Source organism: Vibrio palustris, assembly GCF_024346995.1.
Taxonomy (GTDB): Bacteria; Pseudomonadota; Gammaproteobacteria; order Enterobacterales; family Vibrionaceae; genus Vibrio; species Vibrio palustris.
The window spans coordinates 355,303-375,204 of sequence record NZ_AP024888.1 but is presented as its reverse complement, the minus strand read 5'-3'; the positions used below and the strand labels follow the sequence as shown (position 1 = coordinate 375,204).

Annotated in this window: 17 protein-coding genes; 4 read left to right on the top strand and 13 right to left on the bottom strand. The window is 44.1% G+C overall.

Annotation, left to right across the window (positions count from 1 at the left end):
* Positions 1 to 244: 244 nt before the first annotated feature.
* Positions 245 to 1,021: an outer membrane protein gene (locus OCU30_RS14080; protein WP_077314424.1), complete on the top strand. Its 777-nt coding sequence runs from the start codon at positions 245 to 247 to the stop codon at positions 1,019 to 1,021.
* A gap of 345 nt (positions 1,022 to 1,366) precedes the next feature.
* On the opposite strand, the gene acnA is transcribed toward OCU30_RS14080, so the two are convergent.
* The 6 genes from acnA to OCU30_RS14050 all read right to left on the bottom strand — a co-directional run bounded on the left by acnA (position 1,367) and on the right by OCU30_RS14050 (position 7,577).
* Positions 1,367 to 4,207 (bottom strand): aconitate hydratase AcnA, encoded by a 2,841-nt coding sequence (gene acnA / locus OCU30_RS14075; protein WP_077314425.1) that lies wholly within the window; start codon positions 4,205 to 4,207, stop codon positions 1,367 to 1,369.
* Positions 4,208 to 4,518: 311 nt separating this feature from the next.
* Positions 4,519 to 4,935 carry a hypothetical protein gene (locus tag OCU30_RS14070; protein ID WP_077314426.1) on the bottom strand — a complete coding sequence of 139 codons (417 nt, stop codon included), beginning with the start codon at positions 4,933 to 4,935 and terminating at the stop codon, positions 4,519 to 4,521.
* A 378-nt stretch (positions 4,936 to 5,313) separates the two neighbouring features.
* Complete coding sequence (locus tag OCU30_RS14065; protein WP_077314428.1) at positions 5,314 to 5,502, bottom strand: CPXCG motif-containing cysteine-rich protein; 189 nt, start codon at positions 5,500 to 5,502, stop codon at positions 5,314 to 5,316.
* A gap of 27 nt (positions 5,503 to 5,529) precedes the next feature.
* Positions 5,530 to 5,961: a YeeE/YedE family protein gene (locus OCU30_RS14060; protein ID WP_077314429.1), complete on the bottom strand. Its 432-nt coding sequence runs from the start codon at positions 5,959 to 5,961 to the stop codon at positions 5,530 to 5,532.
* Positions 5,958 to 6,386 (bottom strand): YeeE/YedE family protein, encoded by a 429-nt coding sequence (locus OCU30_RS14055; RefSeq protein WP_077314430.1) that lies wholly within the window; start codon positions 6,384 to 6,386, stop codon positions 5,958 to 5,960. The genes OCU30_RS14060 and OCU30_RS14055 overlap by 4 nt, the downstream gene beginning before the upstream one ends.
* 342 nt (positions 6,387 to 6,728) lie before the next feature.
* The gene (locus tag OCU30_RS14050) at positions 6,729 to 7,577 is read right to left on the bottom strand and encodes an alpha/beta hydrolase (protein ID WP_077314431.1); all 849 of its coding nucleotides are present in this window, start codon (positions 7,575 to 7,577) and stop codon (positions 6,729 to 6,731) included.
* A 178-nt stretch (positions 7,578 to 7,755) separates the two neighbouring features.
* Here OCU30_RS14050 and OCU30_RS14045 point away from each other — a divergent pair, with 178 nt between their 5' ends.
* Positions 7,756 to 8,463: an SDR family NAD(P)-dependent oxidoreductase gene (locus tag OCU30_RS14045; protein WP_077314432.1), complete on the top strand. Its 708-nt coding sequence runs from the start codon at positions 7,756 to 7,758 to the stop codon at positions 8,461 to 8,463.
* Positions 8,464 to 8,700: 237 nt separating this feature from the next.
* Here the strand turns inward: OCU30_RS14045 and OCU30_RS14040 are convergent, their stop codons facing one another.
* From OCU30_RS14040 to OCU30_RS14015, 6 genes are all read right to left on the bottom strand, one after another.
* The gene (locus OCU30_RS14040; protein ID WP_077314433.1) at positions 8,701 to 9,603 is read right to left on the bottom strand and encodes a DMT family transporter; all 903 of its coding nucleotides are present in this window, start codon (positions 9,601 to 9,603) and stop codon (positions 8,701 to 8,703) included.
* A 660-nt stretch (positions 9,604 to 10,263) separates the two neighbouring features.
* Positions 10,264 to 11,685 carry a DEAD/DEAH box helicase gene (locus OCU30_RS14035; RefSeq protein ID WP_077314434.1) on the bottom strand — a complete coding sequence of 474 codons (1,422 nt, stop codon included), beginning with the start codon at positions 11,683 to 11,685 and terminating at the stop codon, positions 10,264 to 10,266.
* 171 nt (positions 11,686 to 11,856) lie between these two features.
* Positions 11,857 to 12,741 carry an ABC transporter permease gene (locus OCU30_RS14030; protein WP_077314435.1) on the bottom strand — a complete coding sequence of 295 codons (885 nt, stop codon included), beginning with the start codon at positions 12,739 to 12,741 and terminating at the stop codon, positions 11,857 to 11,859.
* Positions 12,738 to 13,571: an ABC transporter permease gene (locus OCU30_RS14025; protein WP_077314436.1), complete on the bottom strand. Its 834-nt coding sequence runs from the start codon at positions 13,569 to 13,571 to the stop codon at positions 12,738 to 12,740. Before OCU30_RS14025 ends, OCU30_RS14030 begins: the two co-directional genes overlap by 4 nt.
* A 163-nt stretch (positions 13,572 to 13,734) precedes the next feature.
* Positions 13,735 to 14,886: an ABC transporter substrate-binding protein gene (locus OCU30_RS14020; RefSeq protein WP_077314437.1), complete on the bottom strand. Its 1,152-nt coding sequence runs from the start codon at positions 14,884 to 14,886 to the stop codon at positions 13,735 to 13,737.
* A gap of 34 nt (positions 14,887 to 14,920) precedes the next feature.
* Positions 14,921 to 15,967, bottom strand: a complete 1,047-nt coding sequence (locus OCU30_RS14015) for an ABC transporter ATP-binding protein (protein ID WP_077314438.1) — start codon at positions 15,965 to 15,967, stop codon at positions 14,921 to 14,923.
* A gap of 172 nt (positions 15,968 to 16,139) precedes the next feature.
* Between OCU30_RS14015 and OCU30_RS14010 the strand changes: the two genes are divergently transcribed.
* Positions 16,140 to 16,910: an MBL fold metallo-hydrolase gene (locus OCU30_RS14010; protein ID WP_077314439.1), complete on the top strand. Its 771-nt coding sequence runs from the start codon at positions 16,140 to 16,142 to the stop codon at positions 16,908 to 16,910.
* Positions 16,903 to 17,919 carry a LacI family DNA-binding transcriptional regulator gene (locus tag OCU30_RS14005; protein WP_077314440.1) on the top strand — a complete coding sequence of 339 codons (1,017 nt, stop codon included), beginning with the start codon at positions 16,903 to 16,905 and terminating at the stop codon, positions 17,917 to 17,919. The genes OCU30_RS14010 and OCU30_RS14005 overlap by 8 nt, the downstream gene beginning before the upstream one ends.
* 167 nt (positions 17,920 to 18,086) lie before the next feature.
* Here the strand turns inward: OCU30_RS14005 and OCU30_RS14000 are convergent, their stop codons facing one another.
* Complete coding sequence (locus OCU30_RS14000) at positions 18,087 to 19,793, bottom strand: methyl-accepting chemotaxis protein (protein ID WP_077314441.1); 1,707 nt, start codon at positions 19,791 to 19,793, stop codon at positions 18,087 to 18,089.
* Between the last annotated feature and the right edge of the window lie 109 nt (positions 19,794 to 19,902).

Sequence of the window (19,902 nt, the reverse complement as noted above, 5' to 3'; positions counted from 1 at the left end):
TCATCCGCAATAATTTTGGTTCATTGAGTCACGGTGAACAGTGATATAAGAGTGTTAGATTCGATGACGAAAATATTCGCTGCGATTTATTTTTCTAAAAAAGCAGAAAGACCAAAATGGATAACATTGGTCATGACCATGATAGTTAATGGAATATTAATAGGTAGGCATAGTTTTAAACGATACTTAGTTTTTAAACTATACTTATTTTTTACACTATTGAATAATTTCAAAAGAGAATAGCATGAACTCACTCAGTAAAAACACATTATTAAATTGCGCTATTTTTTCATTAGCAGCAACCACAAGTTCCATTGCTTGCGCAGCAGATTCAGATACAAGCTGGGCTGGGCTATATGGCGGCATAACAATCGGCACACTTTATGGAAAGGCTGACCCTGACACGACCGTCACTGATGGTAGCTACTTCCAAACTCAAAATATAAACAAGCTAAATCATACCTTCCAAAAAGACGTATCTGGCTCAACACCGACAGCATCCCTTCTCTTCGGTTATCTAAAACAAAATGATAATTTCCTTTACGGTATTGAGGCTGACCTAACTCTCATGGAGTTCAATGAAAAAACCAGTACCACCACTTTTTACAAATCACCTAGCTCATTAGAAAACACTACGGATACAAGGATAAAAAATCACTACTCTTTAGCCATCAGACCGACCATTGGCTATAGTTTTGGCAGTACCATGGTTCAATTAGGAGTGGGTCCCGTCATTAGCCAATTTACGTATAAATTCGACTTTATTGATGGCGCCGGCGCAAAAACCAGTTCGGATCACGATAAAACAGAAATTGGAGTATCGGCTAACATTGGCATCAAACACAAATTTGATAATGGCTTAATTCTACAAGGTGATTACGTTTACTCTCAGTATTCAAACATTGCTAATAGAGAAAGCTTACTGACTAGACAAACAGGAGTAACAACGACTGATACCTTCTCTTATGATTCAGATTTCCAGTCACATAACGTCCGTATTGGCCTCGTAAAATACTTTTAACAGACAACAAATCAAATAAGTCTGTTGCTCAAACTTAAACGGCAACAATGCGTGGGTATCTAAGGGATCCTCACGTATTGTTTTCGCCATATAATACGAAACTTTCATGATGAAACGAACTATTTTTCGCTTTCAAACATCAGTTATCTAATTAATTGAGTGCCATACATCCCATCAAAAATTAATAATAGTACTCGCTATTATTACTCCGCTTTGTTGTGCACCATTTATGCTTATTTTTATCAGTACCATTCATGATACAAGGCTATAATCAACACATAAAAAAAGCCCAACCCCGACTTTAATCGGGATTGGGCTTTGCGAATATTAAGACGAATTAAGCGATTATGCCGCGCCTTGATTCTCACTGGCCAGTTGACGAAGCACATAATGCAATACGCCACCATGACGCACGTACTCGCGCTCTTTTGGCGTCTGTAACATAACATTGACATCAAAGACTTCAGACGAACCATCAGCACGCGTGGCAGTGACGGTGGCGGTTTGACTCTCACCATTATCAAGGCCTGTAATGCTAAGCACTTCTGAGCCGTCAAGCTGGTAAGTCGCAGCATTTTCATCGTCTTTAAAGGTCAACGGCAATACCCCCATACCAACAAGGTTGGAGCGGTGAATACGCTCAAACGAGCTGGTCAACACCGCTTTTACACCCAGCAAGTTCGTCCCTTTCGCTGCCCAGTCACGACTAGAGCCTGAGCCGTACTCAGCACCGCCAAGCACGACAAGAGGACGTTTGTCTGCTTTGTATTTCATTGCGGCATCGTAGATTGGCATCTCTTCGCCATCTTGTAGGGTGGCATTGTCGCCTTTGAAGTAATAGGTATAGCCACCCTCTTTACCCCCCATCATGGTATTTTTGATACGGATGTTGGCAAAGGTGCCACGGGTCATGACGGCATCATTACCACGGCGTGAACCATAACTATTAAAGTCTACTTTATTCACGCCCCGTTCTTGTAAATATTGACCGGCCGGTGAATCAGGAGCAATGTTACCCGCAGGCGAGATATGATCGGTGGTGATAGAGTCCCCAAACAAGCCTAAGATACGCGCATTTTCGATATCCGGAATCCCTTCTGGCTCTATCGTCATACCATTGAAGAACGGCGGGTTTTTGATATAGGTTGACTCTTCGCTCCACGGATATAGTTGACTGTCCGCTGAGCTAATATCATTCCATGCTTGACTCCCTTTGAACACTTCGCCGTAGTTCTTACGGAACATATCGGCATCGATGTTGTTGGCGATCAGCTCATTGATCTCATCCGAGGTGGGCCAGATGTCTTTGAGATACACATCCTTGCCGTTTTGATCTTCGCCAATAGGATGAGTCGTCATATCAATATCCACGGTACCTGCTAGCGCATAGGCGACAACAAGCGGTGGTGACGCCAAATAACTGGCTTTAACATGTGAGTGAATACGACCTTCAAAGTTACGGTTACCGGACAAGACCGCCGCGGCCACTAAGTCGTTTTCTTCAATCCCTTTTTCAATCGCGTCTGGCAGTGGCCCTGAGTTACCAATACATGTGGTACAACCGTAACCGACCAAATAAAAGCCTGTTTTTTCCAACTCATCCATCAAGTGGGTTTTTTCTAGGTAATCAGTGACAACCTTAGAACCGGGCGCGAGTGATGTTTTAACCCAAGGTTTGGCTTTTAGGCCTTTGGCCGCCGCTTTTTTAGCAACCAGTCCGGCACCGATCATTACGGCTGGGTTAGACGTATTGGTACACGAGGTGATCGCCGCAATAACGACTGAGCCATCACGCAATTTATGCTGTTTATTATCAATGCTGACGTTGGAGAAAACCTCGTTGACTGGCTGATGGGCTTTGCTGTTTTCGGTTTGAGTATCGACGGTTATTTTAGGCTCAGCGGCTAATTGATCGGCTTGTCCTTTTTCGCCGCCTTCTTGATCAAAACGCCCTTTTGCTTCACTCTCAGCATTACGATCTTTCGCCATTTTCGCGACGGTTTCACCAAATTTGGCATGCATATCCGCAAGGTTTATACGTTGCTGCGGTAAATTAGGGCCCGCTAGTGCAGGTTGTACAGACGATAGATTCAGCTCTAGCTTGCTTGAATAGGTTGCTGCTGGGGTATCGGCATCATGCCATAACCCTTGCACTTTGGCATAGTGTTCCACCAGCTCAATTTGGGCTTCGTCGCGACCGGACAGGCGCAAATAATCAATGGCCATTTGGTCAACTGGGAATATGCCACAAGTAGCACCATATTCCGGTGCCATATTGGCAATAGTGGCGCGATCGGCGAGCGGCATGCTGTGCAAGCCTTCACCGTAGAACTCAACGAATTTTCCAACTACGCCATGGGCACGTAGCATTTCAACCACACGCAAGACTAAATCTGTCGCGGTCACGCCTTCGGTTAATTTACCGGTCAGCTCAAACCCCACCACTTGTGGGATAAGCATTGAAGAGGGCTGGCCCAACATGGCCGCTTCTGCTTCGATACCACCGACGCCCCAGCCAAGCACCCCAATACCATTGATCATTGTAGTGTGACTGTCAGTACCAAACACCGTATCAGGATAGGCGGTTAGCTCACCATCGACCTCAGTTGCCATCACGACGCGAGCGAGATATTCAAGGTTGACCTGATGCACAATACCTGTCGCAGGTGGAACCACAACGAAGTTTTCAAAGGCATTACGCCCCCAATGCAAAAACTCATAACGCTCGTTATTACGCTTGAATTCGATTTTTTCATTTAAGTCCAGCGAATCACCGCGGCCATAGGCATCGACTTGTACTGAGTGATCGACGACCAGCTCACTGGGGATAAATGGATTGATTTGTTCAGCTTTACCGCCAAGCTCAACCACCGCATCACGCATCGCGGCCAAATCAACGACTGATGGCACACCGGTAAAATCTTGCAGTACAACACGCGCTGGCATAAACGCGATCTCTTGCGACGCCTCAGCGCCAGCATCCCAATTGGCCACGGCTTCGATATGATTTTTACCGACAGATTGACCACCGTCTTCGTTACGCAATAGGTTTTCTAAGACGATTTTCATGCAATACGGCAAGCTACTAATGTTCTTATAGGTGTCGGTCAGTTTCGGTAAACTGTAGTAGGCATGCTCCTTGCCATCGATTGATATTGTATCTTTTACCTTAAAAATATCACTCATGGTCGCTTCCTTATCAATGTTATTGAACCTAAACATAGACCATAGGACGCCTATGCAGATAACTGGTGACTAAAAAGAAGATGAATCCAGTTTTTATCAACGCCATTCTAGCGTTAATACCATCATTTAAATCGTGACAGAGAGCTGGATATCAACACTTGTTTATAAAAAAACATCAAGCTGACTGTTACGCTATCATCCTATTTCACCATAACAAACACATAGGGTTTTGTTAAAGTCCCTAGCAATACACCTACAAACATAGTGCTAGTCAGATCCCAATAATATCCAGCATCACAATGCAAACACGATCATTCATCGCCTTGCACTTTTCTGCCTTGCCACAACAAGCCACTCCCTACCCCCAATAGAACAATGGTTGTCAATAAACCAAACTGATAACCATTCAAAAAGCGATCGAGCATTTGGGCATCACTGGAGATTTGTACGAGAGAAGAGTGTCGTATAGCAAAGATTATCGCCACGCCAAAAACACCAATAACTGCGCCACAAAGCAGCCCGATCCCAGTTGATACTTTCCAATTTTTGCCTTTATAAAGCAGTAAACCGATTGAATGAAAAACCAAGACTATAATGGCAAATGTACTGAGCATGATCCACTTCACACGCTCATCTTCCGGATAAGACATAAATGAGAACAAACAAAAGTTACCAATATAGAGGCCAGACAGGACCAAAAACACAATACCAATCACATTACGTACCATCGTTAATATCTCCTAACGTGGGTGAGCGAATCGACAGTAGTAGCCGAGAAAAATAACTTTAAAGTACTAACAGGCCCTATAGTATCTATTGCGCCAATTTCTCTAAAATTTGGCGCGATCCTTTTTCTTAGCTCAGCCTCAGAATGCCTTACCTCGTAAGTAAGAAGCGACTTTTCCAGTTCAATTATCAGAGTCTCAATATTATAAACACCGACCATTTCTGCCTAACACCTATCAACCTATTTCCACGTTAACCTATTAACATTGTTAATAAAATCCTAGAGGTCTGGCTCATTTATCCATAATGTGAGGGTTTAACATAGCACGCAGAAACCACATGTATCCCAAGGAATTACCGTTTATCTATGTGCGTTATCGCTAGTCATCACTGGAGACAGTCACCGATAATTCATCATCCATATCTTCAAAGACAAAAAAGTTAATCGGTTTACAACACACTTGGCAGTCTTCAATGTATTGCTGATCAATATCGGCAGGATCCAATAATACGTCGATAGGCTCGCCACAATATGGGCAATGGATGGTTGTTTCGGTTAATTGCTGCAAAGTACACTCCTACTATCTGGTTTATCGTTATTGATTACGGGTGAGCAATCGATTCGTCAAGGTTAAACCAATCACCATGGAAATGACAAATATCCACACATCTGGGTTTCCCATCGTTAAACTTGCAATCGCAGGGCCAGGACAAATACCCGCTAAGCCCCAGCCAACGCCGAATATCGCCGCGCCACTAATAAGTTGTCGGTCAATGTTCGTCTTTGTCGATAAACAAAATTCGTCACTATTGATTGGAGTGGTTCTGGGCAGGATTAACCAGCGATAAGCAGGGATGAAAACCGCAAGTGCCCCGCCCATCACAAAAATTAAACGCGGATCCCAGTCACCAAATACATCTAAAAAACCGAGTACGATTTGCGGGTTTGCCATACCAGAAATAGCCATACCGACACCAAACAATAAACCTGATATCAACGCTACCAGTGCAAATGCCATCTTATTCATTGGCCCGCTCCTAATAGATGAACCGTGCAAAATACGGTTACCGCAGCGATCAACATAAAGATTAGTGTCGCGACGATTGAGCGTGATGAGAAACGTCCCATCCCACAAATACCATGCCCGCTGGTACAGCCATTACCTAACCGTGTTCCCACTCCCACCAGCAGACCAGCGACGGCGTAGTACCAACCTGAATGGCCGGTAAAGGCCTTAGGCATTTCAGCCCAAGCACTTTGCGTCCCAAGCCAACCGCCAGCAATGAGACCAAACAAAAAGAGATAACGCCACAATCCATCCCCTTTCGTTATCGACATGGCGCGAGTCACGATCCCGCTAATGCCAGCAACCTTGCCGTTAAATAACAGTAATAATACAGCAGAAATTCCTAATAAAATGCCACCACCAAGAGAATACCAAGGTATCGTCATCGCTTGCTTACTCCTGTTCCTGAGAAAAATAAATGTAAAATATGCTAAGTATATTGACTCTATTGACCTTACACTTGGGGTAAGGTTTAAGCTAAACACAAAGAGAGCAGATATAAAACGTCATGAGGATAAATAATGGGATGCTGCAATAAACCGCCTAAAGGCGGTGCACCACTGGGACTGTATTTAAAAGTTACGTTCGCAATAGCGATCGCTATTTTTTTACTGGCGCTTTGGCAATAGCCACACAGGAGGTGTGACTAATTGCGCCATTGTTACGATATCTATTTACCACTTAACAAGTACTAACTACTTGTTATGGCTAAGTTCACTACGAGAGTACTATTGAATATGTCTAAAAAACTGAGCCATATCTCTAAGGGTGGTGACACTGCCTGGATAAAACCAAATTTGACTCGCTAAAATATCCACGTGACCCACTCCAGGGTAGATTTTCTGCGTCACTTTAACCCCTTTTTGCTCGCATTGTTTCGTTAGAGCATCAAGGTTAACTCGGCCGACTTCTTTGTCATCCGCCCCCCATAACAAGAGCATCGGTGGTTCACTACCATCAATAAAAGTCGTGACTTGCATCTGCGGATACTCCTCAGGCGGCGCGAAAATCTCTTTCAAATCTTCTGCTTGAGGCACAAAGTCATACGGGCCAGCCAATCCTGCAAACCCTTTAATCATACGTGGATCCTTGCCCACTTCTTGGAGATAACGCTCATCGGCCGTTAATAGTGCTCCAATGTGCGCCCCAGCAGAGTGCCCGGCAACGAAGATTCGATCGCGATTACCACTGTACTCTTGAATGTGATCATCAACCCACGCCAATGCTTTTGCACCATCTTTTACAAACGTCGGGAATGTTACCTGCGGATACTTACGATAATCGGCAATAACCGTAATAAAGCCTTTATTCGCCAAATTATTCCCCATAAAGGCATACATATCTTTTGAACCTGATTCCCAACGCCCTCCATAAAAAAACACGATGACGGGTAACTTGGCACCTTTTTCATGCGGTGGAATATAAATATCCAGCTTTTGAGAAGTCTGCTGATCAAACACAATGTTTGTGACAATATCATTGGCACTAAATTTGGACGGAATATTAGCCACTTGCAGACCAATCGTTGTACAAGCCGATAGGAAAAAGCCACTCATTGCCGCTAATAATAACCTCATGGGATGCTACCTCAACTTAATCACACAACCTAAAAACACCAGACCAACAATATGACTTAATAATATTCACATATATAGCTCATCTTGCCACCAATCCTTAGCATAGCAAACCTTTTATCTCGCAACCTTTCTATTACTATTCTATTCTGTATTCATGACAAAAAAGGGTTATAAGCTTATGAAAATTTTAATTATTGGTGGTTCAGGAGGGATTGGGCAGGCACTCATAGAACACTGCCTAAGCGCTTATGATGATGTAACCATTTATGCTACGTATCATTCAACACCGCCAGCGGTGCAAAACGAGCATATCGTCTGGTTTAAAACTGATGTTTCAGCAGAGCAAGATGTGATGGCCTTGGCACAACATGTACCTCATCTAAACATGCTGATTAATACGGTAGGTGCATTACATCAACCCGATAAAAGGCCAGAAAAATCCATCAACGAATTTGATCCCGTATTTTTTCAGAATAACTTGAACGCGAATGCTCTGCCGACTCTTTTACTCAGTAAGCACTTTGCCAATCATCTCAAAGGGAAGCATCAAACGTACTTTGTTGCGTTTTCTGCACGAATTGGCAGCATCGAGGATAATCGTATTGGTGGGTGGATAAGTTACCGCTGCTCTAAAGCCGCATTAAATATGGCGATTAAAACCATCAGTATAGAATGGAAAATAAAACAACCGAGGTGTTGTATTATTGCGTTTCACCCGGGCACGACAGATACACAGCTCTCCAAACCATTTCAAAAAAATGTTCCGACAGACAAGCTGTTCACTCCAGATTATGTCGCCCAATGCTTACTCAATGTGCTCACGAAAATCACACCAGCAGAGACAGGTAAATTCTATAGCTATAGCGGCGATGAAATACCGTGGTGATACAATATCTTGGTGATGAGTAAAAATCACATCAAACCTAACCCCATATAGCCAGATATCAACCAGCGCATACCTATTTAATCGCTCGCGCTCAGGCAAAGAGCGCGAGTGTCTTAACTTACATTACTGTGATACAACACTGCCTCTTAGCCATTTGTGTCGTATCACAGTGGGTCATACCGGCTCTATGTCAATTTCCCATACATAAAGCTCGGTTTTTTAAACCCGCAACGTCAGTTAATTGGCATCACAGGCTTTGCTTGCTCCCTCTTTGCGAGGAAGATTCAATAACGTAATTCCAATTAAAATTAACATAATAGAAATGAGCATTTCAATTCTCACTTCCTCACCTAACAAAATAACTGCAAACAGAATACCAAAAATTGGCACTAAGAAATTGCTATACGATAGGTACACGGCATCTGTGCCTTGTGCTAATAATAGCATTAGCAAAAATGCGATTGCCGTACAGAACACAGCCAAAAACACAATGCCCGAGAGCACAGGTAAAGCGCTTACACTGAGTGACGATAGATGCTGATAATTGAAAGGGAACAAAAGAACGAGCATTATTAACAATGCAGCAGTACTCACTGAGAGCCCTGAATAATCACGCGCATATTCTGCAACAATATTGACCACTGCAAACATGAAGGCGGCCCCAATGATGCAAGCAATGCCAAAAATATCCGCCGAAAGCTTCAGGCTTTGATAACTCATCACCACTATACCGGCCAACCCGAATCCAAGTGAGACAAGCTGGAATAATTGCGGCTTCTTCAATTTTCGGCCTGGTATAAGGTACGGTAATAAGAAGGTAAAAAATGGCGAGCTTGCAATCAAAATAGAAGAGAGTCCCGCCGTGACCGTTTGTTGGCCAATGGCGATCAAATACTGCGCTAGAAAATCACCAGACACCCCCAGCAAGGCGGCTAATACCCAGAATTTAATGTCAAAAGAAAAGCGGTCTTTTTTCCACAGCATACAAGCAAGTAAGACGAAAAAGCCGATAAAAATACGGAAAAACGTAATCTCTTCCGCAGATAGGCCGTGATTTATAAGATATTTAATGACTGGAAACTGAGCGCCCCAAAGCGCAGAAATAACCAAAAGGATAAAAATAGCAAATGACTTGTTCATAAAAGTAACGTTACTCCTCTAAATGTCGGATGATACCGCTTATTGAATTCGATTTTTTTCAAAGTCACCCGCCAACAACCTGAAATCAATAAAATTCTAAGGCTGCCGATGGCTACTTTTTGTTTATTACCGAAATAAACGGTGTTTATCGACAAATCGAATCGAACAAGCGGATCGCTTTTGTGGTGTTACGTTTCTCGCAACGAACTAATGCTCATCATCACACAGGCACAACGGTACCAAACCATTAGCCAATAGACGAACTGAGTCGTTGATAAGAAAGGTAATATTTAGGCATACAATACGATTAGGGAGATGATTTTATCGCTCTCACGCGGACGTAATACTTTATACAAGACAAGGTATTACAAGCGTATATCACCGTTCAAAGAGAGTTAATCAGCAAAAAGCACTGATAAATTCTCATTTTACGGAGGATGCATTTAGCATTGCACACCAAATCGTGAGCAAAGTCAATGTTTGGGTTGCGATACATCTTGGCTTGAGCTCAGATTCACTCTGCTATGTTTTTATAACACTAAGATAAATTATCGCCAGAACTCATCCTATTTTTAGACATAAAAACGCCCCTGTAAGCAGAGACTTACAGGGGCTAGACGATGGCTTTCATATAAATCAGGGATTACATCACTTCGTCATTTATGAGTTCGATGTTGATGGCTTTGGTTGTGGCTTTCTACGACGTTGTCCGCCAGCTGGTTTCGCATTGCTATTACTACGGCTTTCACCACCAGTCGATTTAGCAGCCGATCCAGACTTACCTTTATAACCATTGCTACCGTTTGAGCGACGTTTAGCAGGGGCATCACCACGACGTGCTTCACCACCTGCAGCCGGTTTTGCGTCACTAGAGCCAGATTGTACACGTGGCTTTTTCGGTTTTTTCGGCTTAATTGGACGAGTATCTAATTTGGTTTCTGGCACTTTATTGGTTGCCGGATAACCTTCTAGCTCAAAACGTGGCAATACTTTTTTGATCAAACGCTCAATTGCAGATAACTCCGCAATGTCGGTCGCTGTGACAAACGAGATAGCTTTGCCCACTTCACCAGCACGGCCGGTACGACCTATTCTGTGTACGTAATCTTCTGCGACATTTGGCAAATCAAAGTTAACAACTTGTGGTAACTGAGGAATATCGATACCACGCGCAGCAATATCGGTCGCAACCAATACTCGTATCTCTTTCGATTTAAAGTTAGCAAGCGCTTTGGTACGCGCGCCTTGGCTCTTATTACCGTGGATTGCCGCTGCCATCACACCGTTTTCAGTTAAATACTCTGAAAGGCGGTTCGCGCCGCGTTTGGTGCTTGTAAATACCAGCACTTGATGCCAATTACCATCATTGATCAACTTAAGCAGCATCGGCGCACGTTTTTTTACATCGGCGGTGTAAACTTGCTGATCAACTAAAGTGGCGGTCGAATTCGCTTTCGCTACAGAAATCTCAACCGGATTATTCACTAAGCTTTTCGCAAGCTCGCGAATACTGTCCGAGAACGTAGCAGAAAAAAGTAAGTTCTGACGTTTTTTCGGTAATACTCGTAAAATTTTACGAATATCATGAATAAAGCCCATATCTAACATACGATCGGCTTCATCAAGCACCAACACTTCTAACTGATCGAATTTAATGGCATTTTGGTTAAACAAATCCAACAAACGTCCAGGGGTTGCAACCAATACGTCAGCGCCTCTACGCATACGTTGCATTTGTGGATTCGCTTTTACACCGCCAAAAATAACGGTATTACTGAGTTTCAAATGTCGGCTATAGGTTTCGACATTTTCTTGGATTTGAGCGGCTAATTCACGTGTGGGCGTTAAAATCAGTGCGCGTACTTGGTTGCTACGAACGCTTGGTCCTTTGGCTAGCAGCTCTAAAATTGGCAATGTAAAGCCGGCGGTTTTCCCCGTTCCTGTCTGTGCTGCTGCCATGATATCGTTACCCGTTAGCACGGCGGGTATTGCTTGTTCCTGGATAGGAGAAGGTGTTGTGTAACCCTTTTCCTCTATTGCTTTAAGTATTGGCGCAGAAAGACCTAACGAGGTAAAACCCATATATATTCTCAACTAAAATGATAAAAAACACCCGTGTATTGATGACACGCGAAAAGTCCGCTATTCTGAGCCTTTGTTTGGCACGTGGCAACTATTAATTTTTGATTTTCTCAATTATTTTTCACGTTTTCGCCAACTGTTTCATCGTCTCTAAACATGGGTGTTCGCGTCTTACTTACCTAATTTAGCAAGTGTATCGGGGCGCATGAATTTTTGGATAATGATCATAAAGACGATAGATGGCACCAGGAGTATCAGCGCAGTGATCGATGAGATCTGGTAATTCCCTTCCATACTCGCCGTATACAGCAATAAAGGTAGAGTATTCACCTCCGGTGCGCCCACAAAGAATGTCCCGGTAAACTCATCGAGCGATTCTAAGAATACAAAAATACCACTTGCCATTATGCCTGGCGCGGCCATGGGCAACGTAATCATAAAGAATGTACGAATAGGCCCGGCTCCTAAGTTGCGCGCGGCGCGTGCCATCAGCGGATCTTGCGCGGAAAATGCCGCGACGGTAATCCAAATCGAATACATCAGCCCATGTACGGTATGCACCAAAACCACGCCGACAACAGTGCCGTTAAGACCAATTTGATAGAACATTTTCGCGATGTTCATGTAGACGGTGAGGTTAGGAAACGCTTGCGGTAATAGAAACAACAGCATTAACGGTAAACGATACGGCATGCTGGTATGCGAAAGCGCGTAACCTGCGGGAATTGAGATAATTAACGCAAATATGGTTGCTGCGACCGCGATTCCCACGCTGGTCATCAGTGAGCCAGAAACATCACTGTATGGACTAAACACTTCATGCCAATACCTAAGCCCCCATGCGTTAGGTAATGAATGCGGGAAGTACCAACTCTCGGTCACACTCCACATCATGAGGTTAATAAAGGGGCCAAATATGGCAATCGCTAGCACGACAATAAACAGAGTTTGCAGCCAAAAGTTGGCGCGAATCGTCGTACTAATACGACGCAATAATGCCGGTAAGCGTGAGATTTTATCGGCCTCAGTGCGCGCAAAGATGCTGTTACCTATCATGAGCGAACCTCTTTCATTTGTTTACGTAAATAGAACCAACTGAATAACCCCGTCATCAAATACGAAATAATCCCTAACGCATTGGCGACCGGATAATCGCTATAAGAATTAATCCGAAACGCCATATCGGCGGTCAGCATGGTGGGGGTTCCAGTACCTATCATCATCGGCACAGACAACACCGACATGATCGAGACCGTCGACAACACCACCGCAACCCCAATTGTAGTGGTCACTTGTGGCATAATGACTTTGCGTAAAATAGTCATCCGACTGGCACCGAGGTTACGTGCCGCACGAATTTGTTCTTGCTCGACAGCCGCCATCGCGCCAGCAATTAATAACGTGGCAAAGGCAAATTGTTTCCAAACAAAAGTAATGATAATGCCTTTCCAACCGAGAAACGAAATCGTTTCAAATGGCGTCATCGCGCCCATTTCCACCAGCGCATTATTCATCAAGCCATTTTTCGCTAAGAAAGTACGCATCATTTGCGCAGTAACAATAAACGGAATGAATAACGGAATGCGATATAGTGTGCCGAGCACGTTGACAAGCCCCTTATAAGGTGACAGCGTCACAATTGCACTGACACTCACAGAGAGTACAACGATACACCCAATAGAACATGCCACGATCACAGCAGTAAAAATGATATCTTTGCCATAAAATAGAATGGCTTTGTGCAAATGAGCCAGTGTTAGACTCCCTGCTTCATTGGTCAAGCCTGAGTACAGTGAAAACCCCAACGGGTAAACAAAGCAACACACAATCACTAAGCTAGCAGGTAACACCAATAGCCAAGAATAAGTACTTGATTGGTTATCCATAATCTTCATCAGTAAATACGTGGACACGAAATATTTAACCAACCTAGTGATGGTTCACAGAGTCAGTGCAAGTTATCGCATCCACATTGAGCGAGTTTAAAGCGTGGGTAGAGTCATGGCTTAATCAAATTACGATCAAACCATGACACGCGGCGCGGCTCCTTTAGTTTGTCACCTGTCGCTCGTAACCTTCTTTAATATCATCAAAGTATGCCGCGAGCGGGAAACTCTTACCGTAGTTTTTCAGATCGCTTGGCGTGATCTCATCAAACAACTTGCTCCATGTTTTGTTGTCTAGTTGCGGTTTGACGTAATCTGCATCAATTCCTGGGTACCAATTAAAACGCTTAACAATACCATTGGCTTGGATTGTTGGGCTGGTTGCAAGCGCAATGAATTCTTTCGCTAATGCTTGATGCGCAGCCTTTTGCGGAACGACATAATACATTGGTTGACCGGGCATTCCTGGTGAGATCAATTTGAGCTTCATCGCTGGCGATAATTTCCCTTGTGCTTTCCAGCTATAGAACATATCAACCCACACTGGGCCCATATAAATCTCCCCACGATTCAACATATCAAGTGTTCCCGCGTTACCTGGAGTAAACGTGACGTTTTGGTTGAATGCTTTGAGCGCTTTGAACGCTTGCGGCCATTGTTGCTCTTTCGATTTATTATATTCACCATGGGTTAACGCATCAGCGCCACCACCATAGGCGTACATCCACCCGGTAACGAACGCCACACCTGACATGCCGTTTTTAATACCGTTGTAACCGAAAGCTTTGGGATGTTGTTGACTCCATTTGACCAACTCATCATAAGATGCCGGCGGCGTTTTAATCAGATCGCTATTATAAGCAATCGCCGTTTGGCTATGAAACATGGGCATGACATAACCTGTCACGTTCGTTCCTAACGCATTTTTAGCACTATCACGAGACACCATTTTTCCGGTATCAATATCGGCAGTGTATTGGCTTAGTAAACCTTCGTGCACCATCTGCCCGCCAATTTTTTGGTGAACGACAGCGACGTCAATGTCCCAGTTTTCTTGCCCAGCTTGTTGCTGTGCTTGCAGCTTTTCATTGATCTTATTTGAGCCCGCATCGCCCGGTCCCGTGCCAATCACATGCACATCAACATTCGGATGCGCAGCTTCAAATTTTGGCGCGAGATAGGTTTTCACGTAGTCAACCATGTTTTGGCTACCCGCCGTCGCAACATTCAACACAGTTGGTGATGCCGCCATTACAGGAGCAGATGACAGCATTCCTAGCGCATATACCCATAAACATCGTTTTTTCATAGACATACAGTTTTTCCCTATTGGTTTGTCTTCATTCTGATTAAAACGTTAATAAATGATGTGGCTCGATGACCACGGTAACGGGAGCGCCTATAGCCAGCTCGCACTGACTACGCGCATGGCACGCCCATTGATTAACCCGAACCATGGTTTGATAACCACCGCCTAAGAAAACACTTCTCTCAACATGTCCAGTCAATGCTAACCCCGCGGTGGCAATAGGATTTCCCTGAGGAAGGATATGGGTATGTTCACTACGAAAGTACACATCTTGAGTCCCTTCCTGCTTCCACGTATCGAGTAGCGTTTTCCCATCACCTTGTTGTGGCAAATATGTATCACCCAAGGCAGTTAAATCTTTCAGTGCTATGGTGTTATCTGCGCCCATAAAATCGGCGACAAAACGAGTTTTCGGTGTATGATAAATCTCTTGCGGAGTTCCAAGTTGCTCAATTACCCCTTGGTTTAGTACAGCAATACGATCGGCCATCACCTGCGCTTCTTCTTGGTCGTGAGTAACAATAATCGACGTAAATCCGAGTTTTTCTTGCAGATGTTTAATTTCATCACGTACCGATAAACGCACTTTGGCATCCAAGTTAGATAAAGGCTCATCAAGCAGTAATACATCGGGGTTGACCGCTAACGCTCGAGCCAATGCGACACGCTGGCGCTGCCCACCAGAAAGTTCAGTGACTAAGCGGTGGGCAATCGAGGGTAAGTTAACCGCTTCCAGCATGTGGTGAACCTGCTGCTGAATAATATCCGCTGAGTAGCCGCGGATTTTCAGTCCAAATCCAATATTCTGCTCCACGGTCATATGTGGCCATAGCGCGTAACTTTGAAAAACCATGGTGATATTGCGAGATTCTGGTGTGCAATGCGTAATATCTCGCTTAGCCACCATGATCTTGCCAGAGTCTGCCGACGTAAAGCCGCACAACGTATTCAGTAGCGTGGTTTTTCCGCATCCAGACGGACCAAGCAATGCGATCATTTCACCTTGCTGCACGTCTAAATTGATGTTGTTTAGGACGGTTTGGCTGCCATATGCAACGGATAACTGGTTGATAGATAAGTGCGTCATACGCCTAATGGTCTCTTTTCCTTGTGTGACTGCGCATTTTTTATAAAATGAACACGTGTTCATTAATATGTAAAAAAAATGACAAGTCCATGTATCATGATGAGCGAATACGCATACTGTCTCGCAGTGGTATGACAAATTAATGACGCTTAAATAATTATTTGGAGAAAATATGCAAATCGACGTGATCGGCAGCGGCAGTGCATTCGCAACACAAGCCAACACTTCCGCGATGATGGTGACCGAGAACGATCAATGTTGGCTCATTGATTGCGGTCCGACTATTCCTCGAGCGCTCTGGCAACGTGCATTGCCTGTCAATACCGTGGATGTGATTTACTTTACGCATATTCACCCTGATCATTGTGCTGGCCTTGCGGCGCTACTCAATCAGTGGAACAGTTTTGGACGTGACAAGCCGTTAACCATCATTTGTCAGCCAGAACAACAAGAGATGTTAGAATCGCTGGTTACCCTTGCCGTTTGGCCAAAAATGGCATTGTGCTTTGAGCTGCATTGGTGTCCCACTCTACCCAGCATGCATTGGGGCGCTTGGACAATCCAGACCGCACCGACTCGCCATGAAGTGTCAAACCTGGCCATTCGTATTAGTAGTGGCGATCGTACTCTGTTTTATAGTGGTGATGGTCGTCCAACCGCTGAGTCCATTGCTTTGATGGAGAACGCCGATATTGCCTTTCAAGAATGTGCCGCGTTTGCGGCGTTACCCGACGATGACTCTCACGGGGATTTACCGCAATGTGCACAGCTTAGCAACACGTTAAATCTGGCTCACTTGTGTGTGTACCATTGTTGGGATGAGTACATTGACGACATCAAAAACTTCTGTGCAGCGCAACCTTGTTTACATGTCAGCCAAGACGGTTTGACGTTAGATCTAACACGCGATATTACGCCGCAATTGGAGCGTCAGCTTGGCTAAAGTCACCAAGAAATCGGTTACCGCACAGGATGTGGCTACACATGCCGGTGTGTCGCGTGCGGTGGTATCCCGCGCATTGTCCGATAATGGATCTGTCGCGCCTGCAACCAAAGAAAAAGTACTGAAATCTGCACATGACTTGGGTTATCAAATTAACTATTTAGCGCAAGGACTCAATCGCAAACGCACCCGCTTAGTGGGGGTCGTCGTGACAAGGCTAGACGATCCATTTCGCGCTCAAATGCTACAGCATTTATTATTGGCCATTCAGCAAAAAGGATATCAAGCACTCGTGATGGAAGTGCGTCATCAGGATCAGTTGCAAAATACTCTGCGTGAATTTATCCAATATCGTGTCTCGGGCGTGATCATCACGTCTGGTCAGCCACCGGCAGAACTTGCCAAAGAGTGCACTGAAATGAATGTCCCTGTAGTGACGGTAAATAGGCTAATTGAGGGCGCGCCGATTGATAATGTTTGTTCAGATAATGATGATGCTGCACGCCAAGTGCTTCGTTACTGTCATCAACATGGTATTACGACCCTACACTGGCTCAATAGTCACCTATCGACGTGGTCTGGGTGGGATCGTGGCAGAGCGCTTAACGAACAGCAAAAGCAACTCAAACTGGATATCGCTCTCAATGAGATAAAAACCGAATCCGCATTATATGAAGCCGGTTTTAGCTCTGGTCATCATTTTGTACCTAATACCTATCAAACCGAGCTGGTCTACGCGGCTAACTCTCAGCTGGCCTGCGGATTTTTAGACGGATTGCGAAGCCGTAAAGCGGCGCACCAGCATGTACATGTGATTGGCTTTGACGATACCTTTGTCACTGCGCAACACGCTTATCAACTCTCGACGTTTCGGCAAGATATCACTGCACTGGCAGATAACGCCCTATCATTATTACTGGAGCGAGAACATAACCCACAACGAGCGGTGCAGTGCTTGCGTATTCCAGTCACACTAATAACCAGAGCAACAACATTGCATACAAACTAGATAAGAAAGACTGAGCGCCATTGTGGGGGATAATATTAAGATCACAACATTTTGTAATTCAACGCCTAATCGAGGTATTATAAATCTTAAATAATTTCTATAAGTTAATGAAAAAAAGCCAATTTACATTGTAAACTGGCTTTAACTATTTGCTAATAACTCCGTTGCTAAGCGGTGGTTACTTTGGTAATTTTAAACTGATGCATCAACTCTTTTAGACCATTGGCTTGCACAGACAAATCTTCACTCGCTTGAGCGGTCTCACGCGTGCTTGCTAAGACATCTTCACCAGAATGCTGAATACTTTCTAAATTACTACTGATTTGCAATGAAGCCACTGACTGCTCCTCACTTGCTGTGGCGACTTGGACATTGGCTTCCGCTAACTCGGTAATCGCCTCAGCAATATAACCGAAGGTCTCTTGAACTTGCATGATCTTTATCGTCGTACTTTCGATGGTTTCAGCACTCTTATCAACGACGTTCGCAGCATCTTTAGTATTGTCAGCTAGCCGATTAATCAAGGACTCTATTTCTTGCGTCGCTTTCTGACTGCGTGATGCAAGATTGCGAACTTCATCGGCCACCACAGCAAAACCACGCCCTTGCTCACCGGCTCGTGCCGCTTCTATCGACGCATTCAATGCCAATAAATTTGTTTGCTCAGAAATCCCATCAACCACTTGAATAAAGTTTTGGATTTCACCCGTGCTATTTTGAATGACTTCAACAATCGAACGGAATGCTTCGCCCTGCTCTTGCAGTTGTATGGATAAACTTTGCGCTTCTGCAATCACCGTTGTCCCTTTTTTGGCCGATTTATCCACATGATCGGTTGCATCCGATGAACTCGTCGCGTTATTGGCGACTTCATGGATGGTTGCGGCCATTTCTGTCATCGCAGATGCCACCTGTGTGGTGTTATCTTGCTGCGTATCCATCGCTTTTCGATTGGTATCCGCCACACTGGAGAGCTCTACTACGGTTGCGGCAATACTATCCGCTCGCTCAATGACATTACCGACCATTGAACTTAATGACTGACATACACTGTTCATGTTACTGAGCAATAAACCAATCTCGTCTTTAGAATTCACCGCGACCGATTGGTCAAAATTACCCTTGGCCATTTCGATCGTAATTTGGCAAGCGGCAGCAATATTTTTTACAATATAACGACTGAGTAAGGTGCCTAATAACAAGCCAATCACCACAGATACTACCGAAATAATGACCATACTATTCAGTGCATCATGTTCTTCGGTTTTGGTTGTCATCACTGCCTTTTTATTCGCGCTCTCAAGGTGTACCACAAACTGCTTTAATTGGTCATCTAAAATGGCTTGCTGCTTTTCTAAATTAGCAACCATATCCACTAAACGCTCTGAGACTTGGCCAGATTTCAAACTATCTAACACTTGAAACATGAGTTTTTCATAGGATTGATGGTTAGTGAAAATCGTGTTTAAATCACGATTGAGGCTTTCTAGACGCTGCTCTACTTTTTGTGTTTTCGCATGCTCAACGGATGCTTGCAATAACGTGGTGGCTTTTTGTATCTGCTTATCAAAGCCTTTAGTCAACCCTCTAATACGCTCATCATACTCACTCAGCGACTCCATCGTTTCCTTGGTTTCAACTCCTGCAATACGGAACGCTTTCTCTAGTAAAATAGCGCTTTGTAGTTGCTTAAACGTAGCATCAGATGCCAACTTAGATAGAGGAAGATTCTCTTGTGCAATCATATCCACCTCACTTGCGACTAAAGACATTTTGTAGATAGCAAAAGTGGAGACACTTATCAAACACACAAGCATTACGACGATAACGCCAATTAACTTTTGCGCTATCGATAGGTTCTTAAGATATTGCATATTTTGACCTTAAAGAGTTAATAAACTGGGCTATCACTTCAATGATTACCTGACTTAAACAGCTAAATCTGTTTATTACATTTTCATATTGTTTAATTAATAGCCGCTA

Coding starts and splice junctions, on each gene's coding strand:
- OCU30_RS14080 (WP_077314424.1), top strand. CDS start 245: ATGAACTCACTCAGTAAAAACACATTATTAAATTGCGCTATTTTTTCA.
- acnA (WP_077314425.1), bottom strand. CDS start 4,207: ATGAGTGATATTTTTAAGGTAAAAGATACAATATCAATCGATGGCAAG.
- OCU30_RS14070 (WP_077314426.1), bottom strand. CDS start 4,935: ATGGTACGTAATGTGATTGGTATTGTGTTTTTGGTCCTGTCTGGCCTC.
- OCU30_RS14060 (WP_077314429.1), bottom strand. CDS start 5,961: ATGAATAAGATGGCATTTGCACTGGTAGCGTTGATATCAGGTTTATTG.
- OCU30_RS14055 (WP_077314430.1), bottom strand. CDS start 6,386: ATGACGATACCTTGGTATTCTCTTGGTGGTGGCATTTTATTAGGAATT.
- OCU30_RS14050 (WP_077314431.1), bottom strand. CDS start 7,577: ATGAGGTTATTATTAGCGGCAATGAGTGGCTTTTTCCTATCGGCTTGT.
- OCU30_RS14045 (WP_077314432.1), top strand. CDS start 7,756: ATGAAAATTTTAATTATTGGTGGTTCAGGAGGGATTGGGCAGGCACTC.
- OCU30_RS14040 (WP_077314433.1), bottom strand. CDS start 9,603: ATGAACAAGTCATTTGCTATTTTTATCCTTTTGGTTATTTCTGCGCTT.
- OCU30_RS14035 (WP_077314434.1), bottom strand. CDS start 11,685: ATGGGTTTTACCTCGTTAGGTCTTTCTGCGCCAATACTTAAAGCAATA.
- OCU30_RS14030 (WP_077314435.1), bottom strand. CDS start 12,741: ATGATAGGTAACAGCATCTTTGCGCGCACTGAGGCCGATAAAATCTCA.
- OCU30_RS14025 (WP_077314436.1), bottom strand. CDS start 13,571: ATGGATAACCAATCAAGTACTTATTCTTGGCTATTGGTGTTACCTGCT.
- OCU30_RS14020 (WP_077314437.1), bottom strand. CDS start 14,886: ATGTCTATGAAAAAACGATGTTTATGGGTATATGCGCTAGGAATGCTG.
- OCU30_RS14015 (WP_077314438.1), bottom strand. CDS start 15,967: ATGACGCACTTATCTATCAACCAGTTATCCGTTGCATATGGCAGCCAA.
- OCU30_RS14010 (WP_077314439.1), top strand. CDS start 16,140: ATGCAAATCGACGTGATCGGCAGCGGCAGTGCATTCGCAACACAAGCC.
- OCU30_RS14000 (WP_077314441.1), bottom strand. CDS start 19,793: ATGCAATATCTTAAGAACCTATCGATAGCGCAAAAGTTAATTGGCGTT.